We start from the raw sequence: 24,681 nt of genomic DNA, 5'->3' as shown, positions 1-24,681 counted from the left end.
TCTATTTATCATCTCTGTTAAAAGGATTAAATGGAACATTATCGTTTCCAGTAGAATCCAAAGTCGTAGAAGGGGTTACTGAAGACTCTGTGTTAACAGGAGGTTCTGGAACTACAGGAACAGTATTCTGTAGAACAGGAGAAGTTTGATTTGAGCAATCAGCAGCAACAGGATTCTGATTATTTGAAGAAGAAGTTGCAAGCTTGCAAATAAGCATGACAAATCCTACGAGCGCAGCGGCAAAAACAGGTGCAATCCAAAATACCCAAAGTTGACTCAATGGTGAGACAGATAACTTTTGCGATTGAGCAAGAATAGCAATGCCAGTAGAACGGGCAGGGTTTAAACCAGCTCCAGTAATTTGATAAGTAATGAAAGCTCCAGCGGCATAAGCAATGCCCATGTGAGTAGAATATCCGCATTTTGTGCTGCCGTTGTCATTCATGTACGTCATGGCTGTTGCAACAATAACAAGAACTGCAATAATTTCAACAACAAGAGCAGTAATAACGCCAAAAGATGCATTAACACTCTTAAGTTGGTTTGCAGAAATGGAAGCATTTTCAAAACCATTAACAACAGGAGCAAACCAAGTGTGAGCTGGAACCATCTTTGTTTGTGGCAGAACAAAAACAGTTACTCCAGCTGCAGCGATAGCTCCAAGAACCTGAGCAATAATGTATAAAATTCCAGAAATATAAGGAGTTCTGCCAGTAAGCATAGATGCGATAGTTATAGCAGGATTTACATGTCCGCCAGAAAACTTAGATGCAATACCAATAGCAGCAGCATAAGCAATGCCAGTTCCTACTGCAATCATAAGAACATTTACGCCATACATTGCAGTAACAATAGATGAGAACATGTAGATAGTGAACATTGCAAAAGCGCTTGCAATGAATTCTGCTCCTACTCTAAAAATGAGCGGAGTTCTAAGTGCAGAAGATTGTTTAGAAACAGAGCAATCTGCATTTGAAGTGTAGTTCATAACAATTCCTTACGTTAATTGTGTACACCGCTATGCTGGTTTTTATTATTTACAGCACAACCAAACGTTTGCTATAGTATCACGGCTATGCCATACGCTAACATAGAAAAACGTGGTAATTTCCTGTATTTATTGCAGAATATGAAAATTTGCTACTAATTTATTAAAAGAATACGAATAAGGTCACGTTGGGAGAACGATGCCAAACGCATATTCCCGCGCCAATCAGGCGCAACAAGAATCCAAAAACGCTGTTCGACTGCAAAAGCTACTTGCTGAAGCGGGATTTGGTTCACGCCGAAAGTGTGAAGAAATAATCTTAGATGGGCGTGTTGAAGTAGATGATGAGCTTGTAACAACACTCGGAACTCGAGTAGATCCAAGTAAACAAAAAATACGCGTAGACGGATCGAGAGTGAAATTTAATCACAAGCTTGTAACGCTCGCGCTTAATAAGCCTAAAAGAGTTTTGAGCGCAATGGATGATCCAAAAGGTCGCTTCACTTTAAGAGACATTGTTGGAGATAAGTACGAGCGAATTTTCCACATGGGACGCTTGGACTACGATTCTGAAGGTCTTATTTTAATGACCAACGATGGTGAGTTAAGCCAGCATGTTATGCATCCAAAGTATGAAGTTGAGAAAACGTATATTGCAACTGTTGAAGGCAAGATCAACGGAATGGTTTGCCGCAGGCTAGTTTCGCAAGGCGTAAATCTGGAAGACGGCTGGATTAAGCTCGATCGCTGTGCAATAATCGACCAAAATCACGATGCAACAATCGTAAAAGTTGTTTTACACTCTGGCAAAAATCGCATTGTGCGCAGGATTTTTGGAGCCGTAGGATATCCTGTAAAGCGTCTTGTGCGTACTCAAATCGGCCCTATTAAGTTAGGGGACTTAAAAGCTGGATCGTATCGAGTGCTTTCTCAAACAGAAGTACGCTCGCTTTCTAAGGAGGTTGGCCTGTGATTTGCGTAGCAATTGATGGACCAGCAGGAGTAGGTAAATCTTCTACTTCTCGTGCTTTAGCGCAATACTATGGTTTTGCGTATTTAGATACGGGGGCAATGTATCGAGCTGCTGCTTGGTGGTGCTTGAAGCAAGGTATTGATTTAAGCAAGCAGCTTGAGTTGGATGAAGAAGGAAATTCAACGAATTCTGCAGATGCAAAACGCTTGAATCAAATTGTTGAAGCTGTTGGAGCATTGTTTACGGAAGATCATGCTGAATTTAGTGTTGATCCAAAAAATCCTGTAGTCGTAATTGATAGTGAAGATATTAGCGAAGAATTGCGTTCCAGCGAAGTTTCTTCGCACGTGTCTACGGTTTCTTCGATTCCTGCAGTTCGACGCATGCTTATTGCTGCTCAGCGCGCGTATATTGCTTCAGAGTCTAGTGAAGATTCTTTCTCAGGCGGAGAGGGAATAGTTGCAGAAGGCCGCGATATTACTACTGTTGTGGCTCCAAATGCTCAAGTTCGAGTGCTTCTTACTGCTCGTGAGGAAGTGCGTCAAGCTCGCAGAAATAAGCAGGATATTGAGCAAGAAAATTTGCAAAATAATGAATCTAAGAATAATGAATCTGAAGAAGACGATATTCGCGCTCGTGATGCTAAAGATGCTAAAGTTACGAATTTTCTTAAAGCTGCAGACGGTGTTACAACTCTAGATAATTCTGATTTAACTTTTGAGCAGACTCTTGACGCGCTTGTAGAGATTGTTGACGATGCAATTGAGCAAGATGAGTACGACCGTTATGCTGCAAATCTTGAAGGCTACGATCTTGATGATGAAGATCGTGCGCTTCTTAGCGGTGATTTTGCAAGCGATGATGAATCGAAAGATACAAAAGCTGTTGGAGTAATCGCCGTTATAGGTCGACCAAACGTTGGAAAATCAACGCTTGTAAATCGTATTCTGGGTCACAGAGTTGCTGTTGTGGAAGATACTCCAGGCGTTACTAGAGATCGCGTAAGTTACGACGCTGAGTGGGCTGGAACCAACTTTAAGCTGGTTGACACTGGCGGCTGGGAAGCAGATGTTGAAGGAATAGATTCTTCTATTGCTCAGCAAGCACAAGTGGCAGTGCGTTTAAGTGATGCTGTGATTTTCCTAGTAGATGGTCAGGTTGGTTTAACAGCTACAGACGAGCGCATTGTTTCAATGCTTCGCGCTGCAGGTAAGCCTATTACTCTGGCAGTTAACAAGGTTGACGACGCTAGAAGCGAGTATTTAACTGCAGAGTTTTGGAAGCTCGGAATGGGTGAGCCTTACGGAATTTCTGCAATGCATGGCAGAGGCGTTGGAGATTTGCTTGACGCGGCTCTTAACTCTTTGAAGAAAGCGAATAAAACTTCAGGATTCTTGACTCCAGAAGGACTTCGCAGAGTTGCTTTAGTTGGGCGTCCAAACGTTGGTAAGTCTTCGCTTTTGAACCATTTAGCTCATGAAGAACGTTCTGTTGTAAACGATTTGGCTGGAACTACTCGAGATCCTGTTGATGAGGTTGTGCGAGTTGATGGAGAAGACTGGCTGTTTATTGACACTGCTGGTATTAAGCGCAGGCAGCATAAGCTTACTGGTGCTGAATACTATTCTTCACTTCGTACGCAAGCTGCGATTGAGCGTTCTGAACTTGCTTTGATTCTTTTCGATTCTTCCCAGCCGATTGCAGAGCAGGATTTGAAAGTTATGAGCCAGGCTGTAGACGCGGGTCGAGCAATCGTACTTGTGTTTAACAAGTGGGACTTGATGGACGAATTTTCCAGACAGCGCATGGAACGCTTGTGGAAAACTGAGTTTGAGCGCGTAACTTGGGCTGAGCGCGTTAATCTCTCCGCAAAAACAGGATGGCATACGAATCGTCTTGCGCGCGCTATGCGAACAGCTTTAGACAGCTGGGATAAGCGCATTCCTACAGGCAAGCTCAACGCTTTCTTAGGTCGTATTCAGTCTGCTCATCCGCATCCTTTGCGAGGCGGAAAGCAAGCGAGAATCTTGTTTGCTACTCAGGCTTCTACGCGCCCACCGCGTTTCGTGATATTCGCAACAGGCTTCTTAGAGCACGGTTACCGTCGCTTTATTGAGCGTTCTCTTCGAGAAGAGTTTGGATTTGAGGGAACTCCTATTCAAATCTCTGTAAAAGTACGAGATAAGAAGAAGCGCAAGTAAAATCGCAAGTAAATAAATTTGCGATTAAAGTCACGAGTAAAGCTTAAGTAAAGTAGGAGCGGAATATGGCTGGTCTGGGCGAGTTAGCTTTTGATTTGCATCATGCTAGCGAAGACGAGATTTTTCAAGCATTTGTTGATTGGGTTAAAGATAACAAGCATGTAGATTTGTGGCCGCATCAAGAAGAATCTGTTATGGATTTGCTTACAGGAGACCATGTTATCTTAAATACTCCAACCGGTTCTGGAAAATCTCTAGTAGCGCTCGGCATGCATTTTGCAGCGCTCGCTACCTGCAGACGCTCCTACTATACTGCGCCAATTAAAGCTCTTGTTTCCGAAAAATTCTTCGATTTAGTTGCGATTTTTGGACGCGACAACGTTGGTATGATTACAGGAGATTCGCATATTAACGCGGACGCTCCAATAATCTGCTGCACTGCAGAAATCTTAGCAAATCAAGCCTTACGCGAAGGCGCAAACGCTGAAGTCGATTGCGTTGCAATGGACGAATTCCACTACTATGGTGATCCAGAGCGCGGATGGGCTTGGCAAGTTCCGTTACTTACACTTCCAAATACGCAATTCTTACTTATGAGCGCAACTCTTGGAGACGTAACGGATATTGCGGAACGTTTAGAAAAATCAACAAAACGTAGTGTTGATATTATTGCTAATGCGCCAAGACCAATCCCACTCGAATACGAGTACACAGATAAGCCGCTTGCAACAACTGTAGAACTCTTATTTAACAAGGGTTTAACGCCAATCTATGTAGTTCATTTTTCGCAAGATGCAGCTCTAGAAACAGCTCAAGCGCTTGCAAGCACGGGGGTTTCTAGCAAAGATCAGCGAGACAAAATTGCTCAAGCGATTAAAGGTACTAAATTTACTACAGGTTTCGGCAAAATCTTGCAAAGGCTACTGCGCACGGGTGTAGGCGTACACCATGCTGGTATGCTTCCGCGTTACCGTAGGCTTGTCGAACAGTTAGCTCAGCAAGGATTGCTGCCCGTTATTTGTGGCACAGACACTCTCGGAGTTGGTATTAACGTGCCAATTCACTCGGTTGTTCTTACAGCTCTTACAAAATTTGATGGGAATCGTAGTAGAAAGCTTCGTGCTCGCGAGTTTCATCAAATTGCAGGACGTGCAGGCAGAATGGGATTCGATACTGAGGGCTTAGTAGTTGCAGAGGCTCCAGAGTTCGAGATTGAGAATGCGCGCGCTGTTGCAAAAGCTGGAAATGATCCTAAGAAGCTTAAAAAAGTTAAGCGTAAGAAAGCTCCAGAAGGCTTTGTAGTTTGGGGCGAGCCAACGTTTACTAAGCTTATTGAAAGCGCTCCAGAAACTTTGAATCCTCACATGGTTGTAACGCACTCAATGATTTTGAACGAAGTTACGCAAGGTGGGGATGCTAGAGCACGCGTTGAAAAACTTATTGAAGATAGTGCGCAAAAGCCGCAAGATAAAGAGAAATTGCTCGAGCGTTGCAACGATATTTTCCAAACTTTGCTCGATACTCAAGTGATTGAATGCAGAGAGCTTTCGGATGGTTCTTGTGATTATGATCTTGATGTTGCTATGCCAGAGGGCTTTGCGCTGGATCAGCCGCTTTCTCCGTTCTTGCTCGCAGCTTTGGAACTTCTAGACCCAGAATCTCCAAGCTATGCGCTTGATGTAATTTCTATGGTTGAAGCAACTTTAGATGATCCTAAGCCTGTGCTTCGCGCACAAGAGCGTAAGGCTCGCGATGCTGCAATGGCTGGCATGAAGGATGATGGCATTGATTACGAGGAGCGCATGGAACGCTTAGTGGAAGTTAGCTACCCTAAGCCTCTTGAAGATTTGCTTGAGTCTGCTTTTGCGCAATATCGCAAAGATGTTCCGTGGGCAAACGACTACTGGATTAAGCCTAAATCTGTGCTTCGAGACATGGTTGAAACAGCGTCCGATTTTACTGGCTATATTTCGCGCTATGGCATTGCTAGAAGTGAAGGAACGCTTCTTCGTTACCTTTCGGACGCTTATCGTTCGCTTGCTCGCACTGTGCCAGAAGACATGCTGAACGAAGAATTGTGTGATATTATTTCGTGGCTTCGTCTTGTTGTGCGATCTATTGATTCAAGTCTTGTTGACGAGTGGGAGAGTGCAGGAGGATCAGACGCTGAAGCTAGTGCTGTAACTATGGCGGCGCCTGGAACTTCTGAGTCTGTTGTTGAGGATCGTCGTGGACTTATTGTGTTGATTAGAAACGCAATGTTCCGTCGCGTGCAGCTTATGGATTTGGAAGATGCGGATACTTTAGGAGAGCTTGACAAGGCTTGGGGTTACGGCGTTCACGAGTGGAATGATGTGCTTGACGACTATTACGATGAGCACGAGTATGTTGGTATCGATGCCAAGGCTAGAAGTGGCGACTTGTTTATTTTGGATGATTCGCTTGAGAAGAGTGAACATTCGTGGAAAGTTCGGCAAATTATTGACGATTCGGACGGAGACCATAATTGGGCTATTACTGGTGTTGTTGATTTGGATTCCACACAAGATACAGGCGAAGTTGTGTTCTTTGACTACAGAGTGTCGCACGTGTGATTCTTAAAAATGTGCTAACAGAGCACAGAAGGTAAAACACAGAATGCAGAATGCAATCGAACGTTTGTTCTATATGTAGTGTAAGCTGGTATTCATGGAGAAAGATTTATTTTCCGCAAGTAGTGCACCTAGCGATGTTACGCGTCCGTTGGCAGTGCGTATGCGCCCAAGCAGTATTGAAGATGTGTTGGGGCAGTCGCATGCGCTAAAAGAAGGTTCGCCTTTGCGCAGGCTTGCAAATCCACAATCTAAAGGTTCTCTTACTGCTCCAAGTTCTGTTGTGTTGTTTGGACCTCCAGGAGTTGGTAAAACTACGCTTGCTTATATTGTGGCTAGACAGTCTGGTCGCGTGTTTGAAGAGCTTTCTGCTGTAACTTCTGGAGTTAAAGATGTTCGAGCTGTGTTAGATCGAGCACATGAGCGTTTAGTTAGTAAAGGTCAAGAAACAGTTCTGTTTATTGACGAAGTTCATCGTTTTTCTAAATCACAGCAAGATGCTTTGCTTCCAAGCGTAGAAAATCGCGACGTAACTTTTATTGGAGCTACTACCGAAAACCCAAGTTTTTCAATCATTAAGCCACTACTTAGCAGATCAGTAGTTGTTAAACTTGAGTCTCTTAGTGTAGAAGATTTGCACACTCTGATAGAACGCGCAATTTCTAGCGAAAATGGTCTTAATAATCAGCTTAAAATCGACGAAGACGCAATAGATTCAATTATTCGTTTAAGCGGGGGAGATGCTCGCAAAACTCTTACTATTCTAGAAGCGGCAGCAGGAGCAGTAACAGGAGATGTTGCGTTGCAGCATGGTAAAAATAAGCCTGTAATTACTGCTGATATAGTTTCTAACGTAATGGATACTACTACAGTTCGCTATGACAAAGATGGCGATGACCATTACGATGTTATTTCTGCTTTTATTAAATCAATGCGCGGAAGTGATGTTGACGCTTCTTTGCATTATTTAGCGCGAATGCTTAGAGCTGGTGAAGACCCGCGTTTTATTGCAAGGCGAATTATGATTGCTGCTGCCGAAGAAGTTGGTATGGCAGCGCCGCAAATTTTACAAGTAACTGTTGCTGCAGCTCAAGCAGTTGCTTTAATCGGAATGCCAGAAGCGCGCATTATTCTTTCGGAAGCTGTGATTGCTGTAGCAACTGCTCCAAAATCAAACGCAAGCTACAACGCTATTAATAAGGCTTTGCAAGACGTTGATACTGGAAATATCGGTCAAGTGCCTCTTCGTTTGCGTAACGCGCCAACTGCTTTGATGAAAAGTTGGGGCAATCATGATGGGTACAAGTATGCTCACGATTATCCGGGTGCTGTGGCATCGCAACAATATATGCCAGATGAGCTAGTTGGTCGCGAATATTATCACCCAAATAATCGCGGCTACGAGCACGAGATTTCGCAACGTTTATCTCAAATCCGCAATATTCTCCACAAATCTGCTGACAATAACTAAAGTCAATAATTAAAAGGCTTCTTACAATTCTAAGAAGCCTTTTAATACAGTATTACTATTTTTTTAAGAGAGTTTTATTCACGAACAAGCATAATGTGGTCAATATCTTCGCGATTTGAAACGCGGAATAACACAAAACGGTTGCCAATTACTTGCACGACTTCTGCACCAAGATGTTCTGCGAGTTCCTGCGCAGCTTCTTTAGCGCTTAATCCAGAGCCATCTTGTACAGCGCACTTCATAAGCTCATGAGATTGCATTGTCTCATCCGCTTGCTTAACAGCAGCATCGCTAATATCGTTTTTTCCAACGTAAAGCAATGGGCTTAAAGTGTTAGCGAGCGCGCGCAATTGCTTAATCTGCTTTTTAGTTAATGCCATTATTTTCCTTCCAAATCGCGTTTAACATGCGTAAAACGCTAAAACGTCAATTTTCAAAACATTAAAACGTCAAAACGCTATATTGTCAAACGCAATTATCAACAAACAACTATCGACTATTGATCATCTACTTGTAACGCTTAAATTTTCAATGCTTATCGGATTATACATTAACCGTAAGAATCCGCGTTCAATACGTTCAATACGATTAATACGCTCAATATGCAAATATTACAGTTATCAGTTATACAAATATTCCAGCAAAAATTATTCCGCACACAATAGCTAATGTAATTATTAAAAGTGCAAAGTCTTTTAAGCGCATTTTCTCCGTATGTAAGTGCGTGCGCTTAGCTCCAGGAACGTAGCATCTAGAATCTAGCGCAAGTCCCAGTGTGTTTGCGTGCCGAATCACGCTTGCAAATCCTGGAACTATAAGAGATGTTATTGCTTGCAATCGCTTTTTTATAGACCCGTCTTTTATGTTTCCGCCTCTTGCAATTTGAGCTAAAGCTACAGATTCTGCTTCTTTTGCAAGAGTCGGCAAAAATCGCAAAGCGAGGCTCATAATAAGAGCAATTTCTTGACTTGGCAATCCTATGATTCTAAGAGGCGAAATAATAGACGCGCACGCTTCAGTCAACTGCGTTTGGCTTATTGTTAGTACAATTATTGATCCGATTAGTATAACAAGCGAAAATCTTGAAGCGAAAAGTATTGCAAACTTTATTCCATCATCTGTTATTAATAGCGGTCCAATTTTAAAAATTTCTCTTCCAGAATGCACAACTAGAAGATTAAACATTCCAGAAAATACGAATATTGCAATAAACATATGCAATGACAACAATAATTTTATAGGTGATATTCTAGCGAGAAATATTAGAGCAAGCGTTGATAGTGCAAGAATTCCTAGTTGATAGAAGTTTGTAATACTAAACGCGCTAAACATAAGAATTAAGCATGATATTAGTATGATTCGCGTATTGAATAAGCTTAGCAATGACTTGTTTTTGATTTCGTTTTTCTTTTCGTTAACATTCTCGCTAGCATTTTCAAGCTTTTCGTCTTGCGCGGGTTCTTGAATCTCCTTCTTTTTGCGCGATTCTAACGTAACTATGCGCGCTCCAAGCGATTTTGCTTCGTTTAGATCGTGAGTAATAACAATAATTGTTATGCCTTTATTGTGTAAATCGCTTAAAATTTTTAATACGATTTTTGCATACTCAAAATCTAATCCTGCTGTAGGCTCGTCTAAAACCAAAATTTTTGGATTGCAAGCTAAAACACCTGCGATTGCTGCTAGTCGTTGCTGTCCGCCAGAAAGTTCGAATGGGGATTTTTGTGCTAAGTGTTCAATATGCAATGATTTTAGTGCGTTCAATACTCTGGAATGTAATTCACGTCCTTCTAATCCAAAGTTTTTTGGCCCGTATGCTACGTCTTCAAAAACAGTTTGTGCAAAAAGTTGCTGTTCTGGCAATTGCATAACGTAACCAATGTTTTTGCGAATTTCTCGCATTTGCGATTTGCTTGTTTTTTCGCTAATTTTTATTCCGTTTACGCAAATGGAGCCAGAATCGTATTTAATAAGTGCGCATATTGCTTTTGCGAGCGTTGATTTTCCGCACCCGTTTTTTCCCATTATTGCAACGATTTCGCCTGATTTTACGCTTAGAGAATAGTCTCTTATTATTGGAGTTTGACTATTTGTATAGCTCACATTTAAATTCGATATTTCAATTGCTGTATTTGATTTTTTTGCATTTTCCGTCATGCTTTTTGATTCAATAACAGCTGGCGATTTTTCCGTGAAAAATTCATCTAATTCCAATAAACTTACATCACGCAATTTTCCATTTTCTAGCATCAATATTCGATCCGCATTTTTGCATTCGCTAATCTTATGCGTTACTTGCACGATTGTTGTGCCGCTCGTTTGCAATTTGTTAAAAAGCTTATTTACATCTTCTTTTGCGCAAGAATCAAGCATGCTTGTAGGCTCATCTAATACAAGAAGTTTTGATTTTGTAGCAATCGACGATGCAATAGCAACGCGCTGCTGCTGACCTCCACTCATATTGCTCGGGTCGTTAAAACGGTGATTTTCCATGTTTACAGCGCGTAAAGCATTGCTTATATTTTGCTTCATAAATTCTTTAGAAGCGCACAAGTTTTCAAGCCCAAAAGCAACATCGTCTTCTACAACTGTTGTAACGATTTGGTCTTCTGGGCTTTGAAACAATGCTCCAATAGATTCTCGTGCTTTTTGGTAAGCTTTTGAATCAACATTGTTTGCTTCAAAAACTTTTATTCCGCATAGCGTAACAATTCCAGAATCTGGGGAAGAAAGTCCTGCAATAATTTTAGCTAGCGTGGACTTTCCACTACCATTTTTGCCAATGATTGCGATTCTTTGACCATATGCAATTTCAAGATCTATTCCGTCTAGAATCCAAGTTTTTCCGCCATCGTAGCTAAAGCGAACTTTTTGCAAAGAAACAGCATTATCTTTTTTAGCAAAATAATCCGTATTGCTTTTTTCGACTTTGCAACATGTTTTATCTTGAATAACTTTATTGCTTTGCATAATCAGCTTGCTTTTTACTTAATTGACTAATGCTATTTTGGCTAATGCTATTTGTTTGCTACTTGTTGTAGTTAAGAAGTTTTGAAACAGGCTTATAAACAAGCATAGTTATTACGCAATGAATCGCAAGCTTAATCACGTTAAACGGTAGCAGAGCTGGAACTATAAGAGCGGCAACTTGTTCAACGCTCATATGCGCATAAAGCGGCGTAATAATAAGATTTCCGACTATTGCAAGAGCAATCGCAACTACAGAGCCAACTATAAGCGAAATAATAGCGCCTTCTTTGGTTCTAATTTTTTTGTAGACGATTGCAGCGCTAACAGAAGCGCCCATTGAAACCAATATTGCCATTATTGCGCCAAACGGGTTAGTAAAGAAGTGTGGAGCAAATCCTAGTACGCTTACGATTGCAGCGGCGAATGGTCCGTATGCAAATCCTGCAATTAAACACACAATTCCCGAAGGATCATATTTAAGGTAGTTTACGTCTGGAATAAGTGGAAATTCTATAAAGCTTACAGCAATAGAGAGCGCAACGAATAGCGCGTATTTAGCAATTTTTTCGCTTGACCAATAGTTTGTGCCAGAGTAAGTTGCGTGATTATTTGCTGTGTGATTGCTTGTTTTATGATTATTTTCGCGTGAAATGCTCATTAGAGCCTCCGTTTCTTTCATCCGGACTTTAACCGTTGGCTTCGGATTTTAACCGAATCAGCAGCGCGTTGCCGCTCGCGGGCTTCGAGAAAATTCACTAATACAAGAATTACCTCGTTACCGCCAGTAAGGATTTTCACCTTCCCTGAAACTACACTTTATTTTTATCTTATGCTATGAACATTTATCTGAAAATGAAGTTTGTACTAAAAAATTTGAATTTTATTAATAATATTGATGGCAATGCTAGTGTAATATTAAAAATATGAGCGAAGTTATAAATGATAATACTATTGATAAGCTTGCTGTTGTTGTAGTTACTTATAAGCGTCAGGAGTTGCTTGAAAATCTGTTTAAATCTTTTGAACGATTAAATCAATGCCCATGGAGGATTGTTGTTGTAGACAATGAGAAGAGTGAAAAAACTCGTGATATGGTGCAAGATTTAGATGATGTTCTTACACGTCGCTGGGGTTCTGCTAGCGTGGATAATTTTGGCGATTCAAACCGCGTTGTTTACGCGCCTCAAAGCAGCAATCTTGGGGGAGCTGGCGGTTTTAGTGCTGGTGTTAAAAAAGCGTATGAACTTGGCGCGCAGTGGTTCTGGGTTATGGACGATGATGTTGAAACTGTTCCAGAATCTATTGAACGTCTTTCAAAGTGGACTAAAAGCCACGATGTGATTCAAGGCAGCCGTTTAGACTACGACGGTGGCGATTTTTATTGGCAATATAAATTTATTGTTTCTCTTGGAATCCCTAACCCAATTGCTCCAGCAGCATTTGGACCATCTGGGTATCGCGTTATGAACACTATGTGCTTTGAAGGCGGATTATTTAAGCGCAATATTGTAGAGAAAATCGGTTTGCCAGATCCGCATTATTTTATTTATTGGGATGACACAACTTACGGATACCTTGCTAGCAAAGTTACGAATCCGATTGTTGTAAAAGATGTTATTCTTCGTAGAACTCGTAATATTCCTAATTGGGATATTGCTGGCGTTCGTCAACTAAATTCTACTTCTGACATGAATCGTTACCATATTATGCGAAATCGTGGTTTTATGGCGCGATACTTTATGATTCATGGCGATTATCGACCATTTATGTTTGCTCTTGGAACAGCATTAACTGCTGCAAAAGAGTTTATTAGGCTTGTTGCTGTAGATCGTGAGCATATTTTAAGTGGTGTTAAAAAGCTTTTTACTGGTTGGATTGCAAGCAGAAAAATTTTGCATGATCCTAATTGGAAGCCAATGCCTCCGTTGAAATAGTGTACAAAAATTAAGTCTTAAAACATCTTAAAACATAAACTAAAAGCCACCTAGCATTTGCTAAGTGGCTTTTAGTTTTTTTTTTATTTTATCTCTTTTTCAGTGGGAGAGGTCGATTACCATTCGACCGCGAATCTTACCGCTGAGCATCTCGTCGAAGATGTCGTTAATGTCTTCCATCTTGCGCATATGGCACTGTGGAAGAACCTTGCCTTCAGCACCAAACTGGAACGCTTCTTCCAAATCCTTACGAGTTCCAACAAGAGAACCAACCAAGCGGATTCCGTCAAGAACAAGGCGAGGAATGCTAAGTTCCATTTCTTCTGGTGGAAGACCAACAGCTGCAACAGTGCCGCCTGCTCGCACAGAGTCAACTGCGCTGTTAAAAGCAGCCTTGCTTACAGCGGTTACGACAGCGCCATGAGCGCCGCCTACCTTCTTCATAGCAAATTCAGGAACATTTTCCTTAAGTGGGTTCACGCACAAATCTGCGCCATATTCCTTAGCAAATTCAAGCTGAGCATCGTTAACATCTACTGCGATTACGTGCGCACCAAATACGTTCTTTGCATATTGCAACGCAAGATTACCAAGACCGCCAAGACCGAATAAAATAAGCCATTCGCCTGGATGTACGCCAGATTCCTTAATAGCCTTGTAGGTTGTAACGCCAGCGCAAGTGATGGAGCTTGCAGGAGCTGGATCCAAGCCTTCTGGGACCTTTACTGCGTAGTCTGCTGCGACGATGCACTCTTGAGACATGCCACCATCGGCAGTGTATCCTGCGTTCAAAACGCTACGGCAAAGTGTTTCTCTGCCTGTGGTGCAATATTCGCAATGTCCGCAACCCTTGAAGAACCATGCTACAGATGCACGGTCGCCTGGCTTTAATGTTGTAACACCAGGGCCAACTTCCTTAACAATGCCAATACCTTCGTGTCCAAGAACAACGCCTGTTTTATCGCCAAAATCTTGGTTCTTAACGTGAAGATCGGTGTGGCATACGCCGCAGCACTCCATATCGAGTAAGGCCTCACCAAATTCCAATGGGCGGAGTTCCTTCTCTACAACCTGAGCCTTCTTATCTTTGGTTGCAACAATAGCCTTCATAGAAACCTCCTTGTTCTATGCTTCATCTTTGAAAAACATTACCTTTTTGGTTTCTTTTACCTGTTTGGTAAAAGCTATCTTTTATTCTACATTATTTTTACGATTTTTCATGATAAAAATCACATTTTAAGAAAAATTTTATAAAAATTTATGGCTTAATGATAATAATTATCGTAATCAATATTTTTCTTTTATTCAACACTCCGTAAAATTGCATGTATATTGCAGAAAAATCACTATAAATTTTTATTTTTACTCATAACTTGCATTTATAAAGAAATCAGGCTATTATGACATTTTGTTTGCGGACATAGCTTAGTTGGTAAAGCGCAACCTTGCCAAGGTTGAGACCGCGGGTTCGAGTCCCGTTGTCCGCTCCATTTTTTTTTCTTCTGCTTTTGTTATATTTTTTTTTAGTTTGTTTTAGTCATATTTGTTTTATGAAAATATAAATTTATTAAAGAGTTATTGATATACGACATCTAGCGCTATAGATGTTGTCTATACATATAGTCTTTTTGATATAAATAATCTATCATGATTTTAATGCTGAATTCTGATTCTAAATAATTAGATTTAGCAAATAGGTCAAAATATTGCTAATTGCAAGAAATGAAAATTTTTTAAATAAACAATTAAAGATTGGAGTTGTTATGAGCCTTATTGGTACGCATATTCTTCCGTTTAAAGTAAACGGATATAAGAATGGGGAATTTGTAGAAGTAAGCGATAATGATGTTCTTGGAAAGTGGGCTATATTCTTCTTCTATCCAGCAGACTTTTCGTTTGTGTGCCCAACAGAGCTTGAAGATCTTGCAAATCACTACGAAGATCTTCAAAAATTAGGCGTAGAAGTTTATTCTGTTTCAACAGACACTCATTTTGTTCACAAAGCTTGGCACGATGACTCTAAAGCTATTGCAAAAGTAAAATACACAATGCTTGGAGATCCAAACGGCGCGCTCTCTAAAAACTTTAATGCTTTGAATGAGGAATCTGGTTTAGCTCACCGTGCAACATTCTTGGTTGATCCTCAAGGAAATATTCAATTCTACGAGATGACAGCAGATGGAATCGGCAGAAATGCAGATGAGATGCTTCGCAAAGTTAAAGCTGCTCAATTTATTGCAGCCCATCCAGGAGAAGTATGTCCAGCAAAGTGGGAGCAGGGAGAAGAAACACTTGCTCCATCTATTGACTTGGTTGGGAAGATCTGATTTTTTAAAAGTCTGATTTTCTAATAATTAATTTACTGCTAAAGATCTGCTACTTAAGAATAGAAAGTGAAAATAATGTCTTTATTGGATTCAAACTTAACTACTCAACTTGCTGGATTACTAACAAAAATGGTTAATCCTATTAATCTTGTTGCATATGTTGATAGTAGTAAAAATTCTCAAAAAGTTATTGAGCTTTTAAATGAAGTAGCAGATCAAAGCAGCAAAATCACTGTTATAGAAGGTGATAAAAGTCGCGTAAATCGCAAACCAAGTTTCGCAGTACTTAATCCACAAACTAATGTGTCCGTAAGCTTTGCTGGTTTACCTCTTGGACACGAGTTTAGCTCTTTAGTTTTAGCGATTTTGCAAGTAAGCGGTTACGCTCCCAAAATAAGCGATGGTCAGCGCAAAGCAATTTTGAGCATTGGAAGTCATGAAGTTACAACATACATGTCTGTTACTTGCATTAATTGCCCAGAGGTTGTTCAATCGCTTAATACAATTTCGATTATTAATCCTAAAGTAAAACATATTGCTGTAGAAGGGAGCGCTTTTAAAGACGAGGTAGATTCTCTTGGCGTAATGAGTGTTCCTGCAGTTTTTGAAAACGGAAAAATGATTTCTTCTGGAAGATCATCTATAGACGAATTAGTTGCGATTCTTTTAAGTCAAGAGGAAAATAGCGATTCAAGCAATTCTAAGGTTTCTGGCGATTCTTCACTAGCGCAAAAAATGAACGCCAAAAATCCGTACGACGTTATTCTTGTAGGTGGAGGCCCTGCTGCAAGCGCCGCAGCGATTTACACAGCTAGAAAAGGCCTTAAAACAGCAATGATTATGGACCACAGAGGCGGTCAAGTTGTTGAAACAGAAAGCATTGAAAATCATATTTCGCAAACGCACACAACAGGCGCAAAGCTTGCTAACGATTTAACAAACCACATTGCTCAATATGACATTGACGTATTTACTCCCGATTGGGCTACATCTTTAGATATTGCTGAAGAATCTTACGGATTGCACACAATTAGTACTAAATCTGGCGGAAGCTTAAAAGCTAAAGCAGTGATTATTGCAACAGGCGCTACATGGAGAACACTTGGCATTCCTGGGGAAGACGAATATATAAACAAGGGAGTGTCGTTCTGCCCGCATTGCGATGGTCCATTATTTAAAAATAAGAATGTTGTAGTTGTTGGCGGAGGAAATTCTGGAGTCGAAGCTGCAATAGACTTAGCAGGTGTTGCAAATCACGTTACTCTAATCGAGTATATGAACACGCTTAAAGCAGATCAAATATTAGTTAATGCTCTAAATAATCTTTCTAATACTACTGTAATAATAGGTGCTGCTCTTAGTTCTATAGAAGGAGACGGAACAAAGGTTATTGCAGTACGTTATAAAGATCGCAATGCTAATAATGGTGAAAATAGTGAGAAAATTTTGCACACAGACGGCGTGTTTGTTCAAATTGGTTTAATGCCAAATACTAAATGGATTTCAAACAAACTAAGCTTAAATAATCGTTCGGAAATAGTAACAGATAGAAAAGGGTGCACGAGTGTTCATGGCATTTTTGCTGCTGGCGATTGCACAGATGAGCCTTATAAGCAAATTGTTACAGCATATGGATCTGGAGCAAACGCGGCTCTTAGTGCATTCGACTATCTAATTAGAAATGTGTAAAACTAGATTAACTTTTAACGCATAAGCTTTTGATACTTAAAATTTATATATATTATATTCTTACTACTTTTAATAAGAAAGATGATTACGTGAACATTAAATCACTTGAATACTTAATTGCTTTTGCAAAAGAGGAAAGTTTTACAAAAGCAGCTGAACGTATGCACGTTTCTCAACCAACGTTGTCTACGCAAATTAAAAAGTTAGAAGATTTGCTTGGAGTTTGTCTTATTGAAAGAACTCCTGGAAAGCAAATTCTAACTCCAGCAGGCAGAGAAGTCGTGTATTATGCAAAGCGTATTCATGCCGACGTTTCAAGTATTTATCAAGCAGCAAGGCGATTAGAAGACCCATGGTCATCTACTATAGTTTTAGGCGTTTTTCCAACATTATGCCCTTATCTTTTGCCAAGAATAATGCCAGTTTTGCGTAAAGTTAAGCCGAATTTTAATATTCGATTTGTTGAAGAAAAGTCTGCTAGCCTTGTAGAAATGTTGCATAGTGGTCAGATTGATGGCGCAATATTAAGCGAGCAATTAAATGAATCTTCTTTGAAAGTAAAACATATTTTTGACGAGGACTTTTTATTGGCTGCTTCTACAAATTCGCAGTTTGGTCATGAAAAAACTCCGATTGATGTTTCGCAATTGTCTAGCCAAAAAGTGCTACTTTTAGAAGATGGTCATTGCATGCGTAGAAGCATGATAGATGTATGTCAAAAAGTTGGTGCAAAACAGTCTGAATTTTATGCTACGTCTTTGGAAACCTTACGATACATGGTTGTTGGAAGTAAAGATGTGACTTTGCTTCCGCGTCTTTCTATTCTTCCTCCAATTGTTCAGCCATCAGGATTAACAATTCGCGAGTTTAAAGATCCAAAACCATATCGTTCGCTGTATTTAAACTGGAGAGCAGCTTCTCCAGTGGATCAAATTATGGACGGTTTAGCTAAGATTATTTCTGGTGCATGCGTGAATTTGCATAAGTGAAGTTAATAAAATTTATATTTTTAAACTTTAAAAGCAATTAAAGCATTCACATGTTAGATTAAAACAAGATTGAAATGAAATATAATTTGATTTTGTTCTAAAAGAGTTAAAACATATTCTACTTCTAATTGTGTTTTTCGAACTGATAATCAGCTATACTTAAAATGTTTGAGTAAGAATAAATGCAACACGTATGGAAATCACTTAAATATTTAGTTTTACGGGTTTTACGAAAATAGTAGTTGGCTTTAAAACGAAAGAACGAGGAATATGCAAGACGAAGTGCAATCTAGCAAGAAAATAGATTCTGCCGAAAGTAGTGAAAAAAATCGCTCAGATATTGCAGATGATAGTATGCAGATTGTGCAGGAAACCATTAAAACATTGTGGGAAAATAGAGAATCTATTCCAGTCAGGATATTTTCTAAAAAGCATATTTTTAAAGATTTTCCAATGATGCCAAAAAACGTAAAGTTAGGTTGGATTAAACTTTCTGGGAAAAAACATGGTATAGCTATTGGATTATTCAACGATGATTGCAAACGTTTTCGTCAGCTTGCTGTTGCAGATTTTGAAGGTCGTGTTTATACAGGACATGACATTTCTATTGAAGATACGATGGAAAGAATACCAGAGTTATCTTTTGTAGAACAAAATTCTATGACTCTTAAAGATTCGTTACGTTTCTATGGTGTTGATGATAGGAAAATTACTCATGCGAGTCATGCGCGTAAAAAAGTAAATTCAATCAATAAAAATAATCGTGAATCTGATTTAGTTGTTATAAGAGGAGATGTAGTTGTTCAGCTATCACAAGATGAAGGCATGCAATGGGTATCATCTTGGATTCGTAAAGTTAATGACAAAAAAGAAGCATATACTCTTGAAGAAACTAGAGTTTTGCTTCCTGACAGACTCCGTTGCAATCTTTCATACTGCGATGCTATTTCAACATCTTTCTTTGCATCGTTCTTTATTCCAGATATAACTAGAGCGTTTAGCGGTTTCGGATCTGGCAATATTTTTAGGCGTCTTACAAAGGAAGCCCCTCTTGGAGCTATTAGAAGAAGCATTATGGATTCAAAAGTGGCGGAAAAAGCAGGTTTGCGTGTTTCGTCAATGGAAAAATATTTTGCTTATCTTATGTTAGATTCTGGCGCTTTAGAACATAGTGGTCCGCTTGAAGCTGTTCATGGAGCAGAACGCTTACATTTGCAAAAGTCGCAAGTTTCAGACGCTAATTTCCTAGTATGGGATGATTCTTTAGAAGCAAAAGCTGCGTTGAAAGTATTGCGAATAGAAGGTGCTATTAACCGTTTCCAGTCCATTAGTAGTTGTTTAGAAGAAAATTGCGCTAATGGCGGTAATTTAACGGAAAATTCTGTAAACTTTGGTCAAATATCTGAAATAGATTTATCGTTTATAGAAGATCCAGCGTTTTGTGCTAACGGCGAATTGGATATGAATAGTTTTGGTAATCCTTTACAAGACGACAATATTCGCCCATTAATGCACTTGTGGAATACTGCAAAAAAATCTAACGACCTTTATATTTACAAGTCAGATGGATCTTCTAATTGCGAATGGTCTTATAGGCAAAGATTATCTGGATTAATTAGAAGTCTTTATTTACCATTTAGGTTTGATACTGATTTTCGCTCTAATCTAGAAGACGGTAATGTTGTATTAGCATTTATGGCAACTGGCAGTTCGATGATGCCTACTAGAAGATTTGATTCTGCTAACCAAAAATGGATTACTTTAACTAGTGCAGATAAGTCTCGTATGACAACTGATTACAATCTTCGACTTGGAATAATCATGGCAACCCTTGCATTTGGAGCAAGTGAAGAAGTACAGAATGTATCTATAAGATTAGATTCAATAGGCTTAGAAGAAATGGTTGCTGCTCAAGATGATGCTATGAGTAAAATCCTAAATCAAACAATTAATGCTTTGAATAATATGAATCGTGAGGCAGCTCGTTCTAAAGGCGATCCTAAAGATGGAGATATTCATGGAGATGTTAATAACGGACTAGCGAATGTGCAAGATTTACAAAACTTTACTAATCATACTATTCTTCACGAAGATGAAGTGACTGTGCCTGATAGTAGTAATAAAGCCACCGGTAGCAAATCGATAAATTCTAGTGATAGCTACAGTGATACTGAGATTAGTGATAGCAATACGAACGATATTGGATCAGATCCTATTGAACCTGATCCTATGGATGCTTTTAGCAAATACCCAACTGTAAAGTCTTTATTGACAGTCACATTCAATCGCGAATCTTTTATAAAACATATTCGTGCAAATGGGTTGAATAATCCTCTTGGCGCATACAAAAAATTTAACGCAAATATGAAAATAGATGAAGAAGGCGTATTAAACCCGATTGAACCAAGCTTTGATCTGAGAGATAGTTGTTTTTCTCCTCATGGAGCACAGGAAGAACCTGAGTTTTCAGATGTAATTTTTGACATCAAATCTCAAAAAGCATTAGGTACTACCAACTCTAAAGGTCTTTCAATTCAAAGAGAAGATTTATTACAACAGGCTGTTGCGGATTTTCATCACATATCGTCAGAAGTAATGATATCTAATGCAGAAAAAGCTCGTATGGCAATGGATATTGTGGAAAGTATTGACGATCCAGAATTAAATGAGAAAGCAAATCTTATAACAAGCGCTTTAATAGACGAAAAAGAAATACCCGAAATATCTTTTAAAGTTTCAAAAGATATTTATAATATGAGACTTCATGCTCATGAGCAATTTATGAGTGGAGACTTGGAAAATGCCATCGAAGAATACGAAAATGCAGTAAAACATTTCGATTCCATGTTTTCCTTCAACGATGTTGTACCAAGATACTTTAATTCCTACGCAGAGCGAGTTGTATACAATCGAATATTTGCAACCCAAAATGAACGTATGATACTTATACCAGATGGTCTTTTTTACGCGCATATGGAGTTAGCAGACTTACTAACTCAACTCAGCAGGCATGAGGATGCACTAAAACACTTAAACACAATGGTTTCATACGCTCCAACATATGTTATTTCTCATCTCAAGTTAGCTTCACAGCTTACAGAGAAAGAAGATTGGACTTCTGTAGAAGCAGTGTGTCTAAACGCATTACCAGTATGCTTTGATAGAGAAGACGCCGCTTTTATATATTACAGACTTGCTTACGCAGAGTGGATGCAAGATAATTTCCCTCTTGCTGTAGCATCATATAAAATGGCAGACAATTTATCTTCTGGAAAAATTGAGTCTATTGAAATAGAGCTTGATGAATTACTGAGCCGTATGCAGTCACAGTGCATTCCAGCTCCTAATGATATGTCTCAAGTAGAAGAAGTTTTAAAAATAAACAATGTTCCAAAATGGCCAGATGTTGAAGCTTATGAGATTATTGATGAAGCTGCAAAAATAACAGTAAACGAGGGAATGTTTGTTATTGCACGAACGCTTTCCGTTGCAAGAGCAAGAATGCTGTTCAGCAACAATTCATCAGATAACGTTGTTCAAATGCAGTTTTTGCGCTCGCTTAACTCATAAACAACTCTTATTAAATAGTAATTATAATCAGTTATTGACTCCTGTCTGGTAGATAGGATAATGAAAAGGTTTTGAAGGGAAAGCTTATGATTGCGTCTAATAGCGATAAGTCGTCACACGCAGTTGGAGAACAATTATCTCTTTTCGACGATTTTGATGATTCGCTAAATACTGATAAATCAAGTGTTAACAACGATTCATTATCTTCAAGCATTAGCACAGTCGATAATCAAAACCAAAATGTTCATGAGCCAGGCGAGAACAATACATCTAACACATCACACGAGTTTAGTTCAACTACAGATTTTAATGATTGGATTTCTAAATTAGAGCCAACAGATGTAGACGCTATTGCATTATCTAAGCTAGAACCTTCACTTTTAACAAGCGAGCAAGCTGCTAGATTATGGGCAAAATTAGCTGCTTGGGCTCAATCAGATCAGATAGCTTATTATGTTGATGATTCACCAAGTAGTTCTGACGCTGCTTATGACACAAGAATGCGAGTTTTAAGCTCACTAGAATCTACATTCCCAATATTAGATACGCCTCAATCACCAACACATAGAGTTGGTGGAACTTTTTCGAACGATTTTGTGTCAGTTAAACATCCATCAAGAATGATGAGTTTAGACGATGTATTCTCATTAGAAGAGCTAAAATCTTGGTACGATAGCATTATTCGCGATTTAAAATGGCCCCAAAATAAGCCATTGCCAATGACATGCGAAGTAAAAATTGATGGACTTGCGTTAAATCTCATATACAGAAATGGAACTTTGGAACAAGGGCTAACTCGAGGAGATGGCGTTACTGGAGAAGACATATCTCTGAATGTAAGAACAATCGAAGAAATACCGACTCAGCTTAAATGCGAAAATTCAGACGATATTCCAGAATTTGTGGAAATTCGTGGTGAAGTTTTTATGAAATGGGCGGATTTTAGAAAGCTGAATATTGAGCAAGAAGATTTAGGAAAGCCTGCTTTTGCTAATCCAAGAAACGCTGCTGCAGGGTCTTTAAGACAAAAGGATCCTAGAATCACTGCAACAAGAAGATTAAGCTTTATAGCGCATGGATTAGGTGATTTAAAGTGGAAAGATTCAGTAAAAAATGATTCTGAGCATAAATCACATAAGCAAACATCGTTTAATCAGTCGGACGCATACGAGCTGTATAAAAAATGGGGGATACCCGTATCTCCTTATACTCGCAAAGTTACGTCTTTTGAACAAATAGAAGATATGATTGAATACTATGGAGAACACAGAAACTCTATTATTCATGCCTTAGATGGAATTGTAGTTAAAGTAGACGATCGTGCTTTGCAAAGAGAACTAGGGTCTACATCTAGAGCACCAAGATGGGCAATTGCGTACAAGTATCCTCCAGAAGAAGTAAATACTGTTCTTAAAGACATTGTTGTTCAAGTAGGAAGAACAGGTAGAGTCACTCCTGTTGCTGTTTTGGACCCAGTAACTGTTGCAGGATCTACAATATCGCGCACAACATTGCATAATCCTTACGAAGTTGAGCATAAAGGTGTGCTTATAGGCGATACTGTTGTTGTTCGTAAAGCTGGCGATGTTATACCAGAATTAGTTGGTCCAGTACTAAAGTATAGGGATGGAAATGAAAGCAAATTACGCAAATTTGTTATGCCAGAGTATTGCCCATCATGCGGATCTAAGCTTGCACCTGCTAAAGAGGGAGACAAGGATATTCGTTGTCCAAATGTAGAAAACTGCCCAGCACAATTAACAGAGAGAATAATTAATCTTGCATCGAGGCACGCATTCGACATTGAAAATCTTGGAGAATCTTCTGCACTAGCTTTAACAAATCCAGAAGATTCTAGACCTACAACTGCAGAGGTCTATCATCCTGATATTGACAAAATAGTAATTCAGCGCGGATCTTCTTTGCAACCAACTATTCCAGAATCTGTGTTTGATCTTCCAAAATCTCAAGAACCTGTTATAAGAAGCGAAGCGGATATTTTTAACATTACTGCAGCCGATTTGCGAAATATTAAAGTTTGGAAAGAAATACCTCTTGTTGAAGAATGGAAAGAATTAGGAAAAGACGGAAAATTAAAGAAAAGAACTAAAAAAATAGGCGGATCTGGATTGTGGAGACAGGTTTCTGCATTCTGGACTAGACCTTTAGAAGCTACAAGAAGAAAATCCAATGATGATTCCAACAGTGATGAGCTTAAGGAATCTTTAAATCCAGATTACCCAATATTTGAAGTTCCTTCTGACGCTTATGTAATAAGGTTAGTTGAAAAGAAAATTCGTAAAAATAATGTTCTTCAAACAGTGAGTGTTCCTGAATACACTCGTCCAAGCGAAACAACAAGAGCAATGTTAGAAGAAATAGTTCAAAAGGGTAAGTCTGCAACACTTTGGCGTGTGCTAGTGGCTTTGTCTATTCGTAGACTTGGTCCGCCTACAGCAAGACTAATAGCGGCAAGATTTGGTTCAATTGAGAATATTTCTAAAGCATCTGTTGAAGATTTAACACAAATTGATGGAGTTGGTCCAGAAATTGCTCAAGCTGTATACGATTGGTTTGAAAAATCGAAGAATCCTCAAGATTGGCGTAGTGAAGTTTTACGTAAATGGAATGAAGCCGGAGTAGTTGGATCTTCTGACTCTTCTAATGCGGACAGTATCGAACAGACTCTTAGTGGCAAAACGGTTGTTGTTACAGGATCATTAGAAGGCTTTACCAGAGATTCAGCTAAAGAAGCTATTTCTTCTAGGGGAGGAAAAGCAGCCTCTTCTGTTAGCAAAAAGACGTATTGCGTTATTGTAGGAGAAAATGCTGGTTCTAAAGCCACTAAAGCAGAAGAACTTGGTATACCTATGCTAGATGAGAATCAATTTAAGATTTTGCTTAATACTGGCAGTATTGAATCTGCTCTAGATAGCAAATACGAACTTGATTTTAAGAACGAATCGTAAAAGTTAAAA

15 protein-coding genes, 1 tRNA gene and 1 riboswitch are annotated in these 24,681 nt (G+C 39.3%); of the genes, 11 read left to right on the top strand and 5 right to left on the bottom strand.

What is annotated here, in order from left to right:
* Position 1: 1 nt before the first annotated feature.
* The gene (locus HXT53_RS03855; protein WP_013399605.1) at positions 2–988 is read right to left on the bottom strand and encodes an MIP/aquaporin family protein; all 987 of its coding nucleotides are present in this window, start codon (positions 986–988) and stop codon (positions 2–4) included.
* 199 nt (positions 989–1,187) lie between these two features.
* On the opposite strand from HXT53_RS03855, the gene HXT53_RS03850 reads away from it, so the two are divergent.
* The 4 genes from HXT53_RS03850 (at position 1,188) to HXT53_RS03835 (ending at position 8,224) form a co-directional block, all read left to right on the top strand.
* On the top strand, positions 1,188–1,961 hold the full coding sequence (locus HXT53_RS03850; RefSeq protein ID WP_004113665.1) for a pseudouridine synthase: 774 nt from the start codon (positions 1,188–1,190) through the stop codon (positions 1,959–1,961).
* The gene (gene der, locus HXT53_RS03845) at positions 1,958–4,162 is read left to right on the top strand and encodes a bifunctional cytidylate kinase/GTPase Der (RefSeq protein WP_009994715.1); all 2,205 of its coding nucleotides are present in this window, start codon (positions 1,958–1,960) and stop codon (positions 4,160–4,162) included. Before HXT53_RS03850 ends, der begins: the two co-directional genes overlap by 4 nt.
* Positions 4,163–4,227: 65 nt before the next feature.
* Positions 4,228–6,756, top strand: coding sequence for a DEAD/DEAH box helicase (locus HXT53_RS03840; RefSeq protein WP_421779967.1), 2,529 nt, complete (start codon positions 4,228–4,230; stop codon positions 6,754–6,756).
* 94 nt (positions 6,757–6,850) lie between these two features.
* Positions 6,851–8,224, top strand: coding sequence for a replication-associated recombination protein A (locus HXT53_RS03835; RefSeq protein WP_421779965.1), 1,374 nt, complete (start codon positions 6,851–6,853; stop codon positions 8,222–8,224).
* A 74-nt stretch (positions 8,225–8,298) separates the two neighbouring features.
* Here the strand turns inward: HXT53_RS03835 and HXT53_RS03830 are convergent, their stop codons facing one another.
* From HXT53_RS03830 to HXT53_RS03820, 3 genes are all read right to left on the bottom strand, one after another.
* Positions 8,299–8,604 (bottom strand): YhbY family RNA-binding protein, encoded by a 306-nt coding sequence (locus HXT53_RS03830; protein ID WP_004117809.1) that lies wholly within the window; start codon positions 8,602–8,604, stop codon positions 8,299–8,301.
* Between the two features lie 244 nt (positions 8,605–8,848).
* Positions 8,849–11,194: an energy-coupling factor transporter ATPase gene (locus HXT53_RS03825; RefSeq protein ID WP_421779963.1), complete on the bottom strand. Its 2,346-nt coding sequence runs from the start codon at positions 11,192–11,194 to the stop codon at positions 8,849–8,851.
* A gap of 58 nt (positions 11,195–11,252) precedes the next feature.
* On the bottom strand, positions 11,253–11,852 hold the full coding sequence (locus tag HXT53_RS03820) for an ECF transporter S component (protein ID WP_004111564.1): 600 nt from the start codon (positions 11,850–11,852) through the stop codon (positions 11,253–11,255).
* A gap of 5 nt (positions 11,853–11,857) precedes the next feature.
* Positions 11,858–12,009: riboswitch (FMN riboswitch) on the bottom strand.
* A gap of 108 nt (positions 12,010–12,117) precedes the next feature.
* On the opposite strand from HXT53_RS03820, the gene HXT53_RS03815 reads away from it, so the two are divergent.
* Positions 12,118–13,128 carry a glycosyltransferase gene (locus tag HXT53_RS03815; RefSeq protein WP_004111565.1) on the top strand — a complete coding sequence of 337 codons (1,011 nt, stop codon included), beginning with the start codon at positions 12,118–12,120 and terminating at the stop codon, positions 13,126–13,128.
* Positions 13,129–13,227: 99 nt separating this feature from the next.
* On the opposite strand, the gene adhP is transcribed toward HXT53_RS03815, so the two are convergent.
* On the bottom strand, positions 13,228–14,238 hold the full coding sequence (gene adhP / locus HXT53_RS03810; protein ID WP_004111567.1) for an alcohol dehydrogenase AdhP: 1,011 nt from the start codon (positions 14,236–14,238) through the stop codon (positions 13,228–13,230).
* Between the two features lie 304 nt (positions 14,239–14,542).
* Between adhP and HXT53_RS03805 the strand changes: the two genes are divergently transcribed.
* From HXT53_RS03805 to ligA, 6 genes are all read left to right on the top strand, one after another.
* Positions 14,543–14,618 (top strand) — tRNA-Gly (locus tag HXT53_RS03805).
* Positions 14,619–14,891: 273 nt separating this feature from the next.
* Positions 14,892–15,455 carry an alkyl hydroperoxide reductase subunit C gene (gene ahpC / locus HXT53_RS03800; protein WP_004115062.1) on the top strand — a complete coding sequence of 188 codons (564 nt, stop codon included), beginning with the start codon at positions 14,892–14,894 and terminating at the stop codon, positions 15,453–15,455.
* Between the two features lie 75 nt (positions 15,456–15,530).
* Positions 15,531–17,144: an alkyl hydroperoxide reductase subunit F gene (ahpF, locus tag HXT53_RS03795; protein ID WP_421780706.1), complete on the top strand. Its 1,614-nt coding sequence runs from the start codon at positions 15,531–15,533 to the stop codon at positions 17,142–17,144.
* An 89-nt stretch (positions 17,145–17,233) separates the two neighbouring features.
* Complete coding sequence (locus HXT53_RS03790; RefSeq protein WP_004115065.1) at positions 17,234–18,133, top strand: LysR substrate-binding domain-containing protein; 900 nt, start codon at positions 17,234–17,236, stop codon at positions 18,131–18,133.
* Between the two features lie 270 nt (positions 18,134–18,403).
* Positions 18,404–21,703, top strand: coding sequence for a tetratricopeptide repeat protein (locus HXT53_RS03785; protein WP_421779960.1), 3,300 nt, complete (start codon positions 18,404–18,406; stop codon positions 21,701–21,703).
* Between the two features lie 86 nt (positions 21,704–21,789).
* On the top strand, positions 21,790–24,672 hold the full coding sequence (ligA, locus tag HXT53_RS03780; protein WP_004117830.1) for an NAD-dependent DNA ligase LigA: 2,883 nt from the start codon (positions 21,790–21,792) through the stop codon (positions 24,670–24,672).
* Positions 24,673–24,681 lie beyond the last annotated feature (9 nt).

Source organism: Gardnerella sp. KA00390, assembly GCF_049244075.1.
GTDB classification, from domain to species: Bacteria; Actinomycetota; Actinomycetes; order Actinomycetales; family Bifidobacteriaceae; genus Bifidobacterium; species Bifidobacterium vaginale.
The sequence above is the reverse complement of the archived record's forward strand: the minus strand, read 5'-3'. Positions and strand labels throughout refer to the sequence as shown.